Source organism: Bacteroides fragilis NCTC 9343 (assembly GCF_000025985.1).
Taxonomy (GTDB): Bacteria; Bacteroidota; Bacteroidia; order Bacteroidales; family Bacteroidaceae; genus Bacteroides; species Bacteroides fragilis.
The window spans coordinates 1,445,694-1,463,970 of record NC_003228.3 but is presented as its reverse complement, the minus strand read 5'-3'; the positions used below and the strand labels follow the sequence as shown (position 1 = coordinate 1,463,970).

Here is an 18,277-nt window from a genome sequence, read left to right as displayed (position 1 = left end):
TGCAATGTAATAAGGTTAATACTTTGTTGTTTTTTTATTTGGCTCTGCCAAATGTGTTGACTTTATCGGGAGGGAAAGGTGTACCAGACCATTTCCTCCTTTTTTCATTTCAAACTGTTTTTTTATATCATAGGCATCTGCTTTTAGTTAAGTATATCATTATATTTATCAATAAATAATTATTTCTTCTTCACTAACTATTTTATACTTGAAAGGCATAGCGCCTTGCAAGGCTTTTAATATACTCTCCAAAGAATCGCTTTGCCTGAATTTTCCGGAGATCCGCTGCGTCGCGTTGACTGACCGTTCTATTTTAATATTCACATCATTCCATAAAGCGACACTATTCAGTACTCTCCCGAACGGCTCGGACAGAAAACTGACAACTCCGTTCTTCAGATATTCTTCATTATCAAAGTCAGACTCCCGCTTCATCAACCGGTCTCCCCACAACACTGCCTTTTCTTTAGGCTGTAGAAACACTTCGTTCCTTATATCCGCCGGATCATAGATATGTACGCAACCTTCCACAAGATCGGTCTCAAACTCTTTACTATTTTTATAAGCCGATATATTGAATTTAGTTCCAAGTACTCGGATACGGTAACCTTTAGCCGAAACAACAAATGGCTTCTCGGGATTCTTTGCCACATCAAAATAGGTAGCACCGTCCAACTCTATTTTACGGTCCGTTTCATTGAAAGAGGCCGCAAAACGAAGACGACTACAGGGGCTTAGCCAGGCAATGGTTCCATCAGGTAATTCTATTTTTACACGCTGTCCCTTGGGAGCCGTAACTATGGTATAACTTTTTCCGAATTCCTCAGATAAATACAACTTCGCAGTATAGAAAGTTCCTACCACTAATACCGCGAAAACAGCAGCATATTTCAAAGAAACCGTTATCGCGCGCTTTAATCTTTTACGGAAAAGAAGTTGCATAAAATGCTGTTTCCCTTTACGGCTGGTCTCCGAATCATCCTGGCGGGAGAGTATTTGGGTCAACGCCACTACATTTTGCATCCGAAGAAATTCTTTCTTCAGAGCCTCATCACTTTCTATCCGGTCGAAGAGATCTTTTTTCTCTTCACAGGTCATCTCTCCTGCAAAATATTTATCTATCAGTTCACTCATTTTTAGGATATTCTATTAATAAGGCGTAATAGCTTTTAAAATCCACTAAAAGAAAAGAGACTTTTTTACGAAAATTTTTCCCTATCATGGTAAATTCCTATCAATCAATACTAAAGATTAAACACTTATATCTTTCCGTTTCTAAAATAATAAGAAAAAACCAAAGAACAAATGAGTTCTCGAATCCTCCCGGCTCCGATTGTTCATACTTTGATTGAAATAAAATCCATCCATAACCTAATTTACAATGAAGTTAAAATCGAATATTATCTCCATATACCGATGAAAGTACTTTAGAATCTACCTATAGAATTAATGTGAGTTATTCTACATAACCGACTCCGTATCAACAGAAGTTCAGAACGACCGGCACAGAAATTACCAAGAGAGTAAGCTAATTCCATAGCAAACATAACACATTATAAATAAGAACCTTACATCATTCTAAAGTATCTTTATCTCAGCCCGGGTATACGGGACGAGACAAGAAACCGACCATTTTCACTAAAAATACTAAGAAAAACAAACTGCTTTAAATGGTATAAACGGATAGGATAACAGATATATCTATCTGCATATCAAGAATATACTCTGAATCGGACTTGCCAAATCGAGGGTGGAAGATGAAAGATGAAGGTGGAAGATGGAAGGTCGAAATGCATTTTTCGTATGAGAGACCGCAAGGCTCGTTTGAAAAGAAAACAGTTCCTGCACCGGATGCTGAATAATCAGAATACTTGGTGATATTGAATTCCACTAAAATTATTATTCATACCTTTGTGGACCGTATTACAAAGAACCCAATCATATATGCAAAAAAGACTTATACATTTATCCATTATCTTCTTTCTGCTATGTCCTGCCCTGGTAGTTGCGCAGAACAGTCCTCTTGAAACTCAACTCAAGAAAGCCATAGAAGGGAAAAAAGCCGAAATAGGAATTGCAGTCATTATCGACGGGCAAGATACGATAACAGTCAATAATGATATTCATTATCCCATGATGAGTGTTTTCAAATTTCATCAGGCATTGGCATTGGCCGATTACATGCATCATCAAAAGCAACCTTTGAAAACCCGGTTATTGATTAAAAAGTCGGATTTAAAGCCGGACACCTATAGTCCGCTTCGAGAAACATACCCACAGGGAGGAATCGAAATGAGCATTGCCGATCTACTGAAATATACGCTTCAGCAAAGTGACAATAATGCCTGCGATATTCTTTTTAATTATCAAGGTGGTCCGGATGCCGTGAATAAGTATCTTCATTCATTGGGAATTCGTGAATGTGCTGTCATCCATACAGAAAACGATATGCATGAGAATCTGGAGTTCTGTTACCAAAACTGGACTACTCCATTAGCAGCCGCCAAATTACTGGAAATATTTCGCAATGAAAACCTTTTTGACAAAGAATACAAGAATTTCATTTATCAAACAATGGTGGAATGTCAGACAGGACAAGACCGCCTGATTGCTCCACTGCTCGATAAAAAAGTAACAATGGGGCATAAAACCGGAACAGGCGACCGTAATGCGAAAGGACAACAGATCGGTTGCAATGACATCGGGTTTATTCTTCTTCCCGACGGACATGTCTATAGTATAGCCGTCTTCGTGAAAGATTCCGAAGCAGATAACAGAGAAAACAGTGAGATTATCGCAGAAATTTCGCGCATCGTTTACGAATACGTAACGCAACAGATAGATTAACGCAAAGATATCAAAGAATACACCTCCGTTTACAATATCGATGCCCGATAACAAAACCGGCTACAGATACAACCGTTCACTATCACTATCGGTGACTTGAAAAATCCAGTATCTGTAGCCAGTTTGTAAAATCAGCTTTGTTTGTGCAACCTTTTGTTTCTACACATCCTCAAAGCATTGGTCCTATTTCTTTTTAGACTTCTTAATCTTTTGTGCAGGCACTCCTTCGAAAGTCATCTTTACAGGATTAATAAATCCATCCTTATCAAACGTCATTTTATCAATGCATGTCACACGATGATCGCGTGCATTATCATTCAGTGGACGACGATGATAGACTATATAATAATCATCTGTTCCGGGAGCATGCAGTAATGAATGATGACCGGCACTGGTAGCTACCGAAGGATCTTGTTGCAGAATCTTAGCTACCCGTTTAAAAGGTCCGAACGGAGAATCGGAAATAGCATAAGCTACAGAGTAATCGGGACCTCCCCAACCACCTTCACTCCACATAAAATAATATTTACCGTCTTTCTTGAACATAAACGGACCTTCAACATAGTTCTCCGGAGTCACTTCTTTATAGACAGTGCCATCTTCAAAAGGAACGAGCCCTGTAAAATCATCGTTCAACTGTACAACATTGCAATGCCCCCAACCACCATAATACATATAATAATGTCCATTATCATTGTATACAAACTGATCGATCGGTTGCGCTCCATTCACTATTTCATTAATCAACGGCTTACCCAATAAATCTTTATAAGGTCCTTCAGGACGATCGCTAACCGCTACGCCAATACCGCCAATCTCTCCTTCATGAACGTCATTCGCTCCAAAGAAGATATAATATTTCCCATTCTTTCTGATTACCGAAGGAGCCCACATCGCTTTCTTAGCCCATTTTACGGCAGTAGTGTCCAAAACTGAAGCATGTTTCGTCCAATTCACAAGATCTTTGGAAGAGAAACAATCGAAAAAAGTCTGATTTTCGTAAAGATCACTCCAAGTTGGAAAAATCCAATAAGTATCATCATAAATGATACCTTCCGGATCAGCATACCATCCTTGAAATACAGGGTTCCCACTTGCGGCTTTATGAGAAGCCACTTTCTTTTGCTGAGCAAAGCAGCAAGCACCGACTGTCAACAGAGCGATGCAAATAACTAAGTGTTTCATTGTTGTGTTTTGAATATAAAAATAAATAATGATTTGACAAAAATAGGGAATATTTCTCAGATAATGAAAATAAAGAGGGGAAAGTAGTCTTTCAAGTCTTCTTTTAATTTACGCAACGCTATGACAATCTGATTTTCAACCGTATTTGGAGAAACATTCAACTTTTCAGCTATCTCTTTATAACGGAGATTTTGCAAACGGCTCATAATAAATATTTCACGGCACCTCTCCGGTAAACGATTGATGGCATTATTCAGTATTTCTTCAATATCGGCATCCGAAAGACGATCATTATCAAATGCTTCCAATGAATACAGTTTCAATTGAAGTTCTCTGTTCTCTATTTCCGAAAGCGAACCTTTACGAACTTCACGGACCATCTCCTTACGAAAATAGTCTATACAACGATTTTTTGCTAACGTAAACAGATAGGCATTCAGATTCTGAAGAGTCTCAATGATATCTCTGTGTTCCCACAAATAAATAAAGATTTCTTGGACAATATTCTCCGATTCATCTTCCGAAATCAGATACGTCCTGGTAAAACGCAGCAACTTCGGAAAATAAATATCATAAATTTCAGAGAAACCGTCTTTTTTCATACTATTATCCTGTTGTAAGCTAAAGAAGCGATATTTATTACACAGGTTGCAAAGATATAAAAAGATTTAAAATTCATTATTACTAATTTATGAATATTACTCTTATCTTTGTGAAAAACTAACATAAATACAACATGAAACATTTAACAGTCTATTTTTTATTGGCATTGCAAGGAGTTCTGTTCAGTTTTTCGCTTTCGGCCGCAACTCCCCAAAATGCAATAGCCTATCATGATGGTAACGTGCGTTTTAGCGTCCTTACAGATGGGGTAATCCGTATGGAGTGGAGTCCTTCGGGTTCGTTTACCGACGATCCCTCTTTTGTAGCAATCCACCGCAATCTACCTGTTCCCAAGTACACAGTACAAAATAAAAATGCTACGGTAGTGATCAGTACCGCCCGAATGAAACTAAAATATAAGAAAGGTCAAGGCCCCTTTACGAAAGATAATTTAACGATCACATCAGCTAAAGGGATGTTCCCCTTTCAATGGACACCCGGAACAATACAAAAAGGAAATTTGAAAGGGACAGACCGTACATTGGATGGTTTTGAAGGAGACCACAATATATACAGCCACCAAGATATGAAGCTGGAAGACGGTCTTCTATCGACAGACGGATGGACCTTGATTGATGATTCAAAGAATTTCTTATTTGACAATTCGGAATGGGCCTGGGTAAAAGAACGTGAACACAAAGACGGACAAGACTGGTATTTTATGGCTTACGGGCATGATTACAAAGCTGCCTTAAAAGATTTTACTGTATTTGCCGGTAAAGTACCTCTTCCACCCCGTTATGCATTCGGTTATTGGTGGTCAAGATATTGGAGCTACTCAGACAAAGAAATGCGCCAATTAGTAGATAATTTCCACACTTATAATATCCCCTTGGATGTATTGGTAGTAGACATGGACTGGCATTATACCGATCCGGGATTCGGCGGATGGACAGGCTGGACTTGGAACCGCAGGCTATTTCCCGATCCCGCCAAATTTCTGGGTTATCTGAAAAGCAATGACCTGAAAATCACACTAAACCTGCATCCTGCCGATGGTGTAGCTCCATATGAAGAAAAATATCCGGAAATGGCACAATGGATGGGAGTAGATACAGCTAAACAGGAACGTATTCCCTGGGTGGTTTCGGACAAACGCTTTATAAACGGTATGTTCAACAAGGTACTCCGCCCGATGGAAAAACAGGGAGTGGACTTCTGGTGGCTCGATTGGCAACAATGGATGTATGATAAAAAAGTAGACAGCCTCAGCAATACCTGGTGGATCAATTATGTTTTCTTCTCAGACATGGAACGCAACCGTGACACTCGCCCGATGCTCTACCACCGCTGGGGAGGACTGGGCAATCACCGCTATCAGATTGGCTTCTCGGGAGATGCCGTCATCTCTTGGAAATCACTCGAATTCCAACCTTACTTTACCAACTGCGCTTCCAATGTGCTATACGGCTACTGGAGTCATGACATCGGAGGCCACATGTTCAAGGGAGGAGACAAAGAAATACTCGACCCGGAACTCTTTACCCGTTGGATGCAATATGGTGCCTTAACACCTGTAATGCGCACACACTCTACAAAGAATTCAGTTCTAAATAAAGAATTATGGAATTTCAAGGGAGATTATTTCGAAGCATTACGCAACTCCATTCTGTTCCGTTATCAACTGGCTCCTTATATCTATACAATGGCGCGTGAAACTTATGACAACGGTATTTCTATCTGTCGTCCAATGTACTATGATTATCCGGAAGCCAAAGAGGCATACGATTTCAAGAGTGAATACATGTTTGGCGATCAAATTCTGGTAGCACCTATCACCACCCCCATGCAGAACGGACTTTCTACTGTAAAAGTATGGTTACCCGAAGGAAACGACTGGTTTGAATGGACCACCGGAACCCTATTGAAAGGCGGACAGATAATAGAACGTTCGTTTACCCTAACCGAATATCCGGTTTACGTAAAAGCCGGTTCCGTACTGCCACTTTACAACCGTGTGAAGAATCTTAATAGTAATAGCGAAGAGATTATCGTAAACATATTCCCTGGAGAAAATGGTTCATTTACCTTTTATGAAGATAATGGTAATGATAAATATTATGCCAATGAATATGCTCGTACCCGGATGTACACTGAACGGAAAGAGAACCACTTAACTGTAACGGTAGGTCCTCGCCAAGGTAAGTATCGCAATATGCCAACCGACCGCCAATTTAAAATCAAGGTTTTGGGTTCTGCCATTCCGGAGACAATCACTATTAATGGTAATAGAGCTGAATATGAGTACATCGGCGATGAATTAGCCTTATTGATCACCATCCCTCAAACAGCATGTGATCAGGAAAAAACAATAGAAATCCAATACTCGACCTCCATTCCGGAATTAAACGACGGTATCGTTTCACAGTTCAAACGATTCAGCAAAGCAATCACTGCTTTAAAATACCGGGACGCCGGAATTGTATTGACGCCTACTATGGGAGCAACCGAAGCTACCAGCATTGCATTAACCTACTCGCCGGAACGTTTTAACGAACTGATAGAAACGTTTAAAAGAAACTACAGTCAAATGCCGGAGATGCTCAAAGAACAGAAACTGAACGAAGCCAATAGCCAATGGTTTATGAAGGCAATCGGCTGGAAGAAATAATAATATCACCAATATCGTCGGCAGGATGTATTTCTGTCGACGATATATACAAATTACATGTTTCACCAGACTGCACTTTACGCACTGCCTATAATTCACATCATAATGTATACCTTAAAACCAATTCATCACAGAGAAACACAAAATTTCCGGTAAGTTTACCTATTATTTCCACTCTCCATCCCCCTGTGGTAAATCACATTGGGGCTATTTCTTTCCCAAACGGCTAATTTACCGGATGAATTCGGATAAAAGATCAAATTCTTTTCAAAAAAACATTTATAGAACCTATTATATTCAAGTAATATCAATATCTTTGATAGAAATAGATATTACCTATTTATGGATTGAAATTATCTATTTGACAGGTAAATGATTTAGCTCTACATTTGTCGGGTAATAACACGGAAGAAGGGCTGTAAAAGACTCCACATCATTGAAAGCTTTGTTTCCGATAAAATCAAAATTATATGGAAAATAAAAAACTCACAGCAGCTAATGGTCGTCCTATCGCCGACAACCAAAACAGCCAGACAGCAGGACCTCGCGGGCCTATTATGTTACAAGACCCATGGTTGATTGAAAAACTTGCTCATTTCGACCGTGAAGTTATCCCTGAACGCCGTATGCATGCCAAAGGCTCCGGAGCTTACGGTACATTTACCGTCACACATGATATCACCAAGTACACACGAGCAGCTATTTTCAGTCAAGTAGGCAAGCAAACAGAATGTTTTGTACGTTTCTCCACTGTAGCAGGAGAACGCGGAGCTGCTGATGCAGAACGCGATATCCGGGGATTTGCCATGAAGTTTTATACAGAAGAAGGAAACTGGGATTTGGTAGGTAACAATACTCCCGTCTTCTTCTTACGCGACCCGCTAAAATTTCCTGATTTAAATCATGCTGTAAAACGCGATCCACGCAACAACATGCGTAGCGCTAACAATAATTGGGATTTCTGGACCCTGTTACCCGAGGCTCTTCATCAGGTAACTATCACCATGAGTCCGCGTGGCATTCCGGCTTCCTATCGCCACATGCACGGATTCGGCAGCCATACTTACAGTTTCCTAAACGCAGAAAACAAACGAATTTGGGTTAAGTTTCATCTAAAGACTATGCAGGGCATTAAAAACCTGACTGATCAGGAAGCTGAAGCAATCATCGCCAAAGATCGTGAATCGCATCAACGTGACCTATACGAAAGCATCGAACGGGGTGATTTCCCAAAATGGAAGTTCCAGATTCAGTTGATGACTGAAGAAGAAGCAGATAACTATCGTATCAATCCGTTCGACCTTACCAAGGTTTGGCCACACAAAGATTTCCCATTGCAAGATGTAGGTATTCTTGAATTGAACCGTAATCCGGAAAACTATTTTGCAGAGGTAGAACAATCGGCTTTCAATCCGATGAATATTGTTGAAGGTATCGGCTTCTCTCCCGACAAGATGTTGCAAGGACGATTATTTTCTTATGGTGATGCACAACGCTACCGATTGGGTGTAAACTCAGAGCAGATACCGGTAAACAAGCCACGTTGTCCGTTCCACGCCTTCCATCGTGACGGAGCAATGCGAGTGGACGGAAACTATGGTTCAGCCAAAGGTTATGAACCGAATAGTTATGGCGAATGGCAAGACTCGCCTGAGAAAAAAGAACCGCCTTTAAAAGTTCACGGAGATGTATTCAACTATAACGAACGTGAATATGATGACGATTACTACAGTCAGCCGGGTGATTTGTTCCGACTGATGCCTGCGGATGAACAACAATTATTGTTTGAAAATACCGCACGCGCCATGGGTGACGCAGAATTGTTCATCAAACAACGGCATGTACGCAACTGCTACAAAGCTGATCCGGCTTATGGCACAGGAGTAGCTCAAGCATTAGGTATTGATCTGGAAGAAGCCTTGAAAGAATAATCTAACTTCTTCGATATGCGCCTCAAATGTGATTCCGTTACATTTGAGGCGCATTTACATAAAGAAAGAACAACAATCTCACTATAATTTATCCTTATCACAACGCCTTCCACAATTTCTGAAAATCACTATATTTACCATAGCACACCAATACGTCATCCGGACGTATCTTGGCATCCTCCGGCAATTCGTTTACAACCTTGTGCTCCACCAAAGAAATGCCCAGGCAATTCTTGATCGTATTGGAACGCTTCAATCCGATCAACTTCAAATTGAATTCTTCATCTAAATTCAGCTCGTTAACAAAATAGCCGACAAACTTCTCGGGAACATTGAACTTAACCACATAATATTCCGAGTCTACCCGAAAGGTTTCCATCTTTGTACCAAAATCCAATAGCTGCACCAAACTCCGAGCCGCATCTTCCTCCGGAGTCAAAATCTTCTCCAACCCAAAAGCCTCAAGTACCGCTTTGTGAACCCCATCAATGGCACGTGCATAAATATGCTTTACCTGCTTTTGCTTCAACATAGCCACCACACGAATTGAAGCTCCGAAATTTTCACCGATAGCGACAATCACCATATCAACACTGTTGAGAGGCAGGACGGAAAGAGACTGCTCGTCCGTCGCATCGATCACAAAGGCGGTGGCAATCTTATCTTTTATGCTATCTACCCGCCCTTCATCCAAATCAGCCCCTATCACCTCGTGCCCTAAGGTAGAAAGTTCTTCGGCCAACACATGACCGTAATTTCCAAGACCAATAATAATGTATTTCATAATGAATTCAACTGATTAGTTTATGATAATGTTATCGCTCGGATAACGGTATTTCGTATTCTTTTTCTGTTTCACAATGCCCAGTACCAGTGTAATAAATCCCACACGGCCGATAAACATAAGCAATGATACCAGCAATTTACTTTCATCACACAGCAAAGGAGTCGCATTCAGACTGGAACCAACCGTACTGAGAGCCGACACACATTCAAAGGTCAGAGTCATGATAGACATCTTAGGCTCCAGTATACTTAAAATAAATATAAATACAAACAAGATTCCTAATGAAACAACCACAGCCGCATTGGAGCGACGAATAGAATCGTGCGACAATTCACGACCGAAAACCTCTACTCTCTCTGTTCCTCTCAAAACCGCAATCAAGTTGAGTGAGGCCACGGCAAACGCATTTACTTTCACACCACCGGCCGTAGACTGTGCCGCACCACCAATCCACATCAGAACAATATAAAGCATAATGGTCTGTATACTGAGTGAAGTCAAATCGACACTGCTGAATCCGGCCGTTCGGGGACAAGTGGCATTAAAGAAAGCCTGTGTCCACTTATCAGCAATCGACATACCGGCAAACGAATGATTCCACTCAAAAATTGCAATGGCCACCGTGCCGAAAACAAGCAATAAGACAGTCATTATCAGAACAATCTTGGTATTCAGGTTAAATAAATGGTGCACCCGGTGATTGTCCCATTGACGGGTACGAATCAAACGCCAGAAGCGACGGGCATGGTAAACAATAATATCTTTGAAATTAACAAGAATCGGGAAACCGATTCCCCCAAAAATGATCAGGAGCGACACGGTTATATAAAGCCAATTATGATTAGTCATTACCATCGGATTACCCAAATTACCCGGCAATGTAGAAAATCCGGCATTACAGAAAGCAGAAATAGAGTGGAAGGCAGAAAAAGCCAGTTCATCCTGTACATCCATCCCCAGTGTACCATGAATACTGAACCAGATAGAAAGCATACCGACTCCCTCAATCACCAGAGTGAAACCTAAAATATATAATAAGGTAGAAAGTAATGACCCCAACGAATTGGAACTTACCATATCACGTACCACTAACTGATTGTACAGAGAAGTATTTCCCATGAAGAACATAGCAAAGAAACTGGTCAGAGTCATGACTCCCAAACCGCCGATCTGAATCAGCAATATGATCACTGTCAGTCCCGCCGGAGTAAAGGTGGCAGACACATCAACAGGTACCAGCCCTGTTACACATACGGCACTGGTAGAAGTAAACAGTGCATCGACCCACGATAATGTAACACCGTCTACTGTACAACGAGGCAACATCAACAATCCCGCTCCGATTAAAATAATCACCAGAAAGCTGGCAGCCAAAATCAGAGAAGGATTCGTCCGCCTTCCTAAAAGGCGTACCAATCCGTTCGATAAATTCAAAAGAGAAAAAAGTAACAGCAGGACAATGTGATAAAAGTAGCCGTGTAGGAACTCCCACAAATGCAAGATAGCCCCTCCTTCTTCGGGACGATGAAAAATGACCGGTATCAGAGTCAGATATAACAACCAACTCAGTATCCAGGCAAGTTTCCGGAAATTCTTTTTCGTATCCCTGTATTCAAGTAATATATGCAGGGTGACATCAATCAAGAATATAATCCAGACCGTCTTATAGAGAAGATGTATTTTCGTAACTTCATGTGCAGAGAGCGTAAAGCCATGTTCATAGATCACTCCCACTATCAGCATAATGGAGGCCAGATAGGTGATGATTGCCATTAATCGTAACAAAAGTCGTACGTAAGGCTGCAATAATTTATTCTGATATAAAAAGAATTTATGATAAATCTTCATCGGATTGCATATTAATTGAGTCGCACAAACTTAACTAAAATAACAAACATATCCGATTCTTTGTTGCTGAAATCATATAATTCTTAAAAATTATACTTACTTTTGGCATCAGAATAATCAAATAACTACAATATTATGAGCGACAAGAAAAAAAGGTACATGCTGCCTGAAGAAGAAATTCCACACTATTGGTACAACATACAAGCCGACATGGTGAACAAACCGATGCCTCCGTTGCATCCGGGAACCAAACAGCCATTAAAGGCAGAAGACCTGTATCCGATCTTCGCAGAAGAACTTTGCCGTCAGGAGCTGAACCAGACTGACCAATGGATCGAAATACCGGAAGAAGTTCGTGAAATGTATAAATATTACCGTAGTACTCCATTGGTTCGTGCCTATGGTTTGGAAAAAGCATTGGGTACGCCGGCACATATCTATTTCAAGAATGAAAGTGTCAGCCCGATGGGTTCACACAAATTAAATTCCGCCATCCCTCAAGCTTATTATTGCAAAAAAGAAGGCGTACAAAACGTAACAACTGAAACCGGAGCAGGACAATGGGGAGCCTCTTTGGCCTATGCCGCTAAACTCTTCGGTCTGGAAGCAGCCGTCTATCAGGTAAAGATCAGCTATGAACAGAAACCTTACCGCCGCAGTATCATGCAGACTTATGGTGCCCAAGTGACCCCATCCCCTTCAATGTCAACCCGTGCAGGAAAAGATATCCTGACTGCACACCCCAATCATCAGGGATCATTAGGGACCGCCATCTCCGAGGCAATCGAACTGGCACAAACCACTCCTAACTGCAAATATACATTAGGTTCCGTTTTGAGCCATGTCACCCTTCACCAGACAGTGATCGGTCTGGAAGCCGAAAAGCAGATGGCAATGGCTGGCGAATATCCTGATATGGTGATTGCCTGCTTTGGTGGCGGCTCCAACTTCGGTGGTATCGCATTCCCTTTCATGCGTCACAACATACTTGAAGGTAAAAAGACACGTTTCATCGCTGCCGAACCGGCATCTTGCCCGAAACTTACCCGAGGCAAGTTCCAGTACGACTTCGGTGATGAAGCCGGATATACTCCACTGTTGCCTATGTTCACATTAGGACATAACTTTGCCCCGGCCAATATCCATGCAGGCGGACTTCGTTATCACGGTGCCGGAGTAATCGTTTCGCAACTCCTGAAAGACAAACTGATGGAAGCAGTAGATATCAGTCAGTTGGAATCATTCGAAGCAGGATGCCTGTTCGCACAAGTTGAGGGAATCATCCCTGCTCCTGAATCATGTCACGCCATTGCAGCCACCATCCGTGAAGCCAATAAGTGCAAAGAAAGCGGAGAAGAGAAAGTAATACTGTTCAATCTGTCCGGCCACGGACTGATCGATATGGCTTCATATGACAAATATCTGTCCGGCGACTTGGTAAACTATTCGCTTACAGACGATGATATCCAAAAGAATCTGGACGAAATAGGAAACTTAGCTTAATCATTAAGACCATCTGAGCTTTTGCCCCATAACAATATATGTAATGAGTGATTACATATATTGTTATGGGGCAAAACATATATTGTTATGGAAATGTTATCTTTGCAGACAAATCAAAGAAAAGAATTATGAAATATATCGGAGCACATGTCAGTGCATCGGGAGGAGTAGAGTTTGCTCCTGTTAATGCACATGAGATCGGGGCCAATGCGTTCGCCCTCTTCACAAAAAATCAACGCCAGTGGGTCAGTAAGCCTCTAACTGAAGATAGTATTCGTCTATTCAAAGAAAATTGTGAGAAGTTCGGTTTTGCCCCCGAATACATTCTCCCACATGACAGTTATCTGATCAATCTGGGACATCCTGAAGAAGAAGGATTAACTAAAAGTAGGGCTGCTTTCCTTGACGAAATGCAACGCTGCGAACAACTGGGATTAAAATTACTGAACTTCCATCCGGGAAGCCATCTCAACAAGATATCGGTAGAGGAATGTCTGGACCGAATTGCAGAAAGTATCAATCTGGCTTTGGAAAAGACCAAAGGAGTAACCGCTGTTATTGAAAACACGGCAGGACAGGGAAGTAACCTGGGAAATGAATTCTGGCAGTTGAAATACATCATCGACCGCGTGGAAGATAAAAGCCGTGTAGGAGTGTGCCTGGACACCTGCCACACCTTTACAGCCGGTTATGACTTTCTGAATGATTATGATGACGTATTCGGAGAATTCGGTGAAGTGGTCGGATTTGAATATCTGCGGGGAATGCATCTCAACGATTCAAAAAAAGAATTGGGAAGTCGTGTAGACCGTCACGACAGCATCGGTAAGGGATTAATCGGTTTCGCTTTCTTTGAGAAGCTAATGAAAGATCCCCGTTTCGACAACATGCCGTTGATTCTGGAGACTATCGACGAAACACTGTGGCCCGAAGAAATAGCCTGGCTGAGAGAACAAACTCAATAAATATTGGCCATACTTACCAAAGGCTCGTATAATTTTTCAATATCTTGTGCATCCATCTCGATCTGCACCTGATCCCCCGGAACAAGTTTCTGCTTTGCCGGGGGTATATCTTTCCTGTCCCGGTGTATATTGATAATTTCACAACGTTCCGGCAACTGTATTTCATTGACTGTTTTCCCATCAAAATACGAACCACTCATCACTTCCACAGAGAGTGTATAACGTTTCTCTTCCTGAAATTCAGGAGAATTAATCATATCATCATAAAGTGTCACATTAAACGGTTGTATCTGCAACATTTCCGTAAAGTAATAGGTCAGTCCACCCACGACGATAGAAGGATAGAAAACTTCCAAATGTCCGGTGATTTCCGTAATCAAGACAATGGCTGTCAGAGGAGTCCTGATCACAGCAACTAGAAAGGCAGACATACATATCAACATAACATAACTGATATTTTCGTATCCGATGATCCCCTGACGTACCAGAATCAAAGCAACTATCTGCCCGATCAACCCTCCGGTAACCAAAGTGGGAATGAAACTTCCTCCCGGCAATCCGGATGAAAATGAAAGTACGCTAAAAACAAAGTGCAGAATCATCATCCCCACAATCCACATAATATGAGTATCGGCATGCATCGCCTGTCCCAACAAGAATTGCTCACCTCCACCGGTTAAATTCACCTCAGTAAGCGATATTAAGTAAGCTATAAACAAGAGGTAGAGCATCTTAACATAGGCCGGATGCTTGATTGCGGGATAAAGTCGCTTAAACCAAACAGTAATAACCGAATAAATCTTACCGGATACGGAAATCACTGCAGCCAATAATAAGAACAGTTTAACTTGTGAAAAAAAAGTCAGTCCGGGAGAAATGGCATCAATCTGAAAATAAGGATTGATAGGAAAAATCATACTTGCCACACCGCCGGCCACCACTCCCGCAAGCAAAGTAGTTATAGCAGTCTTGGGGGCATCAAAACGTTCGATAGACTCAATAACCAGTAAAGATGAAGCCAAAGGAGCGGCAAAAGCAGCAGCCAACCCGGCACCGGCACCGGCTGCCAGCAGTTGTTTTCGTTCACCGGCCAATACTCTTCCCCACTTCGATACAAGGCACCCCACATAAGAACCTATCTGGACGGAAGGTCCTTCACGCCCTAAAGACAATCCCGCACTCAAAGCCAGCACTCCTCCCACAAATTTAGACACCAATTCAATAAAAGGATGTTTGTAAGAGATACGTCCATTAATAACCCCACGGGTTTGAGGGATGCCCCCACCGGTGATTAAAGGCATTTTTTTCACCAGCCACATAACAAACAAAAGTATTCCCCATAAGGACAAGAAAATAGGAATATGCCAATACCAATGTGGATGTGAATCAAAAAAATCTCTACGGGTATTGAAAAACAATTGTAGCAGATAATGATAAGGAACAGCAACCAGTCCTGTCAACAGTCCTACGAATATACTGACAAAATAAAGACGAGCATCTATCAGCTTCAGCTTCCATACCCGCCATTTCCTCATATCCTTTAAATCATCTGATTTCCCAAACATATCTCTGTCCGTTATACCGTTGCAGTGTACAACAACTAAGAGATAGCTTGGTTTCAAACGAAGAGTTAAAATTGGTTCAAACGAAAAAAGGCCGTCACAAGCACTTGTCTTGTAACGGCCTTTTGTATGTAGACCTATTGATAACCGGACTTACTTCACTTCTTCAAAGTCAGCATCCTGAACATTATCGTCTTGTTTGCCATTATTTTGTCCGGCATTTGACTGACCTGCGTTCATATCCGGACCGGCCTGTGCACCACCTTGTGCACCGCTCTGAGCGTACATTTCGGCACTTGCAGCCTGGAATGCAGTATTCAGTTCAGCCATAGCGCTATCGATAGTTGTCATATCCTGAGCCTTGTGAGCATCTTTCAGTTTCTGGAGAGCAGCCTCGATCGGAGCTTTCTTATCTGCCGGTAACTTATCACCCAATTCCTTCAACTGAGTCTCAGTCTGGAAGATCAAACTGTCAGCCTGATTCAGTTTATCAATCTTCTCACGTTCTTTCTTATCAGCCTCTGCATTAGCCTCAGCTTCAGCCTTCATTTTTTCGATTTCCTCTTTGCTCAAACCGCTGGAAGCCTCGATACGGATAGCCTGTTCTTTACCAGTAGCCTTATCCTTTGCAGATACTTTCAGAATACCGTTGGCATCGATATCGAAAGTTACCTCAATTTGAGGAACGCCACGACGTGCCGGAGCAATTCCAGTCAGATTGAACTGACCGATTGATTTATTTTGTGCAGCCATCGGACGTTCACCTTGCAGAACGTGAATGGTAACTTCTGTCTGATTGTCGGCAGCAGTAGAGAATGTTTCGCTCTTACGTGCAGGGATTGTAGTATTAGCGTCAATCAATTTAGTCATCACACCACCCAGTGTTTCGATACCCATTGACAACGGAGTAACATCCAACAATACCACACCTTTGATTTCATCAGTCAGCACAGCACCCTGAACAGCAGCACCTACAGCTACAACTTCATCCGGATTAACCCCCTTTGAAGGAGTTTTACCAAAGAAATCTTCAACCAGCTTCTGTACAGCCGGAATACGAGAAGAACCACCTACGAGGATTACTTCATCAATATCCGAGTTACTCAAACCTGCATCCTGCATTGCTTTCTTACAGGGTTCAAGACAAGCCTGAATCAAGTTGTGAGCCAAAGATTCAAATTTAGCGCGAGTCAGCGTCTTAACCAAGTGCTTAGGTACACCACCTACCGGCATAATATACGGCAAGTTGATTTCAGTGCTTGTAGAAGAAGACAATTCAATCTTCGCTTTTTCAGCAGCTTCTTTCAAACGCTGCATAGCCATCGGATCCTGAGTCAGGTCGGCACCTTCATCGTTCTTAAATTCCTGAACCAGCCAATCGATAATAACCTGGTCAAAGTCATCACCACCCAAATGGGTGTCACCATTTGTAGAAAGCACCTCGAATACGCCGCCACCGAACTCCAAGATAGAAATATCGAATGTACCTCCACCTAAGTCGAATACGGCAATCTTCATATCTTTATGAGCCTTATCAAGACCATAAGCCAACGCAGCCGCTGTCGGTTCGTTTACAATACGTTTAACTTCCAAACCGGCAATCTGTCCGGCTTCTTTAGTTGCCTGACGCTGCGAATCAGAGAAATATGCAGGAACGGTAATCACAGCTTCTGTTACTTCTTGTCCCAGATAATCCTCAGCTGTTTTCTTCATCTTCTGCAGAATCATTGCTGAAATTTCCTGTGGAGTATACAGGCGTCCGTCAATATCCACACGTGGAGTGTTGTTATCACCTTTCACTACTTTATAAGGAACGCGTGCTATTTCTTTTTGTACCTGATCCCAATTCTCACCCATGAAACGTTTGATAGAGAAAATTGTACGGGTAGGGTTCGTGATAGCCTGACGTTTTGCAGGATCACCGACTTTACGTTCTCCGCCATCTACAAATGCCACAATAGAAGGAGTCGTACGTTTACCTTCACTATTTGCAATTACTACAGGTTCGTTTCCTTCAAATACAGAAACACAAGAGTTTGTAGTTCCTAAGTCAATACCAATAATTTTTCCCATGATCGTTATTCTTTTATTTATTATTATTTCAGTTTCTTTTGTCCGGTTGTTCCCGCACCCCCTTCAGGAGTTTGTCTTAAGCGGACGACTATAAAAAAACAAACCTTGTGCCAAAAGGTTGAGTAAGATCGAAAATGACAGGACTCTGACAGAAAGTCAGATTTTGACATTCTATTGTCACTTGAAAGATGAAAAAAAGTCAAAGTTACAGGGAAAATAAAATAATAATTCCCCGCCCTGTAACAGACGAGGAATTATCGTTGAGATGAAAAAAAGAAAAAGTAATAGTTAGATCCTGTTTT

The 18,277-nt window shown here is 41.7% G+C and carries 12 protein-coding genes; 5 read left to right on the top strand and 7 right to left on the bottom strand.

Annotation, left to right across the window (positions count from 1 at the left end):
* Nucleotides 1–168: 168 nt before the first annotated feature.
* A complete protein-coding gene (locus BF9343_RS05575) occupies nucleotides 169–1,134 on the bottom strand; it encodes a FecR family protein (protein WP_005785896.1) in 966 nt (321 codons plus the stop codon).
* A gap of 810 nt (nucleotides 1,135–1,944) precedes the next feature.
* Between BF9343_RS05575 and BF9343_RS05570 the strand changes: the two genes are divergently transcribed.
* Entirely contained in the window at nucleotides 1,945–2,847 is a 903-nt protein-coding gene (locus tag BF9343_RS05570; protein ID WP_010992371.1) for a CepA family extended-spectrum class A beta-lactamase, read from the top strand.
* Between the two features lie 183 nt (nucleotides 2,848–3,030).
* Here the strand turns inward: BF9343_RS05570 and BF9343_RS05565 are convergent, their stop codons facing one another.
* Nucleotides 3,031–4,032, bottom strand: a complete 1,002-nt coding sequence (locus BF9343_RS05565) for a glycoside hydrolase family 43 protein (RefSeq protein ID WP_009291799.1) — start codon at nucleotides 4,030–4,032, stop codon at nucleotides 3,031–3,033.
* Between the two features lie 56 nt (nucleotides 4,033–4,088).
* Nucleotides 4,089–4,634 carry an RNA polymerase sigma-70 factor gene (locus BF9343_RS05560; RefSeq protein ID WP_010992370.1) on the bottom strand — a complete coding sequence of 182 codons (546 nt, stop codon included), beginning with the start codon at nucleotides 4,632–4,634 and terminating at the stop codon, nucleotides 4,089–4,091.
* 134 nt (nucleotides 4,635–4,768) lie between these two features.
* Between BF9343_RS05560 and BF9343_RS05555 the strand changes: the two genes are divergently transcribed.
* Both BF9343_RS05555 and BF9343_RS05550 read left to right on the top strand, forming a co-directional pair.
* On the top strand, nucleotides 4,769–7,306 hold the full coding sequence (locus BF9343_RS05555) for a glycoside hydrolase family 31 protein (RefSeq protein ID WP_010992369.1): 2,538 nt from the start codon (nucleotides 4,769–4,771) through the stop codon (nucleotides 7,304–7,306).
* 470 nt (nucleotides 7,307–7,776) lie between these two features.
* Complete coding sequence (locus tag BF9343_RS05550) at nucleotides 7,777–9,237, top strand: catalase (protein ID WP_005785885.1); 1,461 nt, start codon at nucleotides 7,777–7,779, stop codon at nucleotides 9,235–9,237.
* A gap of 97 nt (nucleotides 9,238–9,334) precedes the next feature.
* Here BF9343_RS05550 and BF9343_RS05545 read toward each other — a convergent pair whose 3' ends face one another.
* Together BF9343_RS05545 and BF9343_RS05540 are read right to left on the bottom strand one after the other, a co-directional pair.
* Entirely contained in the window at nucleotides 9,335–10,021 is a 687-nt protein-coding gene (locus BF9343_RS05545; protein ID WP_005785882.1) for a potassium channel family protein, read from the bottom strand.
* 15 nt (nucleotides 10,022–10,036) lie between these two features.
* Nucleotides 10,037–11,872 carry a TrkH family potassium uptake protein gene (locus tag BF9343_RS05540; RefSeq protein ID WP_005785879.1) on the bottom strand — a complete coding sequence of 612 codons (1,836 nt, stop codon included), beginning with the start codon at nucleotides 11,870–11,872 and terminating at the stop codon, nucleotides 10,037–10,039.
* Nucleotides 11,873–12,007: 135 nt separating this feature from the next.
* Here BF9343_RS05540 and BF9343_RS05535 point away from each other — a divergent pair, with 135 nt between their 5' ends.
* The gene (locus tag BF9343_RS05535; protein WP_005795636.1) at nucleotides 12,008–13,375 is read left to right on the top strand and encodes a TrpB-like pyridoxal phosphate-dependent enzyme; all 1,368 of its coding nucleotides are present in this window, start codon (nucleotides 12,008–12,010) and stop codon (nucleotides 13,373–13,375) included.
* Between the two features lie 128 nt (nucleotides 13,376–13,503).
* On the top strand, nucleotides 13,504–14,340 hold the full coding sequence (nfo, locus tag BF9343_RS05530; RefSeq protein ID WP_005795638.1) for a deoxyribonuclease IV: 837 nt from the start codon (nucleotides 13,504–13,506) through the stop codon (nucleotides 14,338–14,340).
* Here nfo and BF9343_RS05525 read toward each other — a convergent pair.
* Both BF9343_RS05525 and dnaK read right to left on the bottom strand, forming a co-directional pair.
* On the bottom strand, nucleotides 14,334–15,905 hold the full coding sequence (locus tag BF9343_RS05525; RefSeq protein WP_005801020.1) for a ClC family H(+)/Cl(-) exchange transporter: 1,572 nt from the start codon (nucleotides 15,903–15,905) through the stop codon (nucleotides 14,334–14,336). The two genes, nfo and BF9343_RS05525, sit on opposite strands and share 7 nt — an antisense overlap.
* 150 nt (nucleotides 15,906–16,055) lie before the next feature.
* Nucleotides 16,056–17,975 (bottom strand): molecular chaperone DnaK, encoded by a 1,920-nt coding sequence (gene dnaK / locus BF9343_RS05520; RefSeq protein WP_005785809.1) that lies wholly within the window; start codon nucleotides 17,973–17,975, stop codon nucleotides 16,056–16,058.
* Nucleotides 17,976–18,277 lie beyond the last annotated feature (302 nt).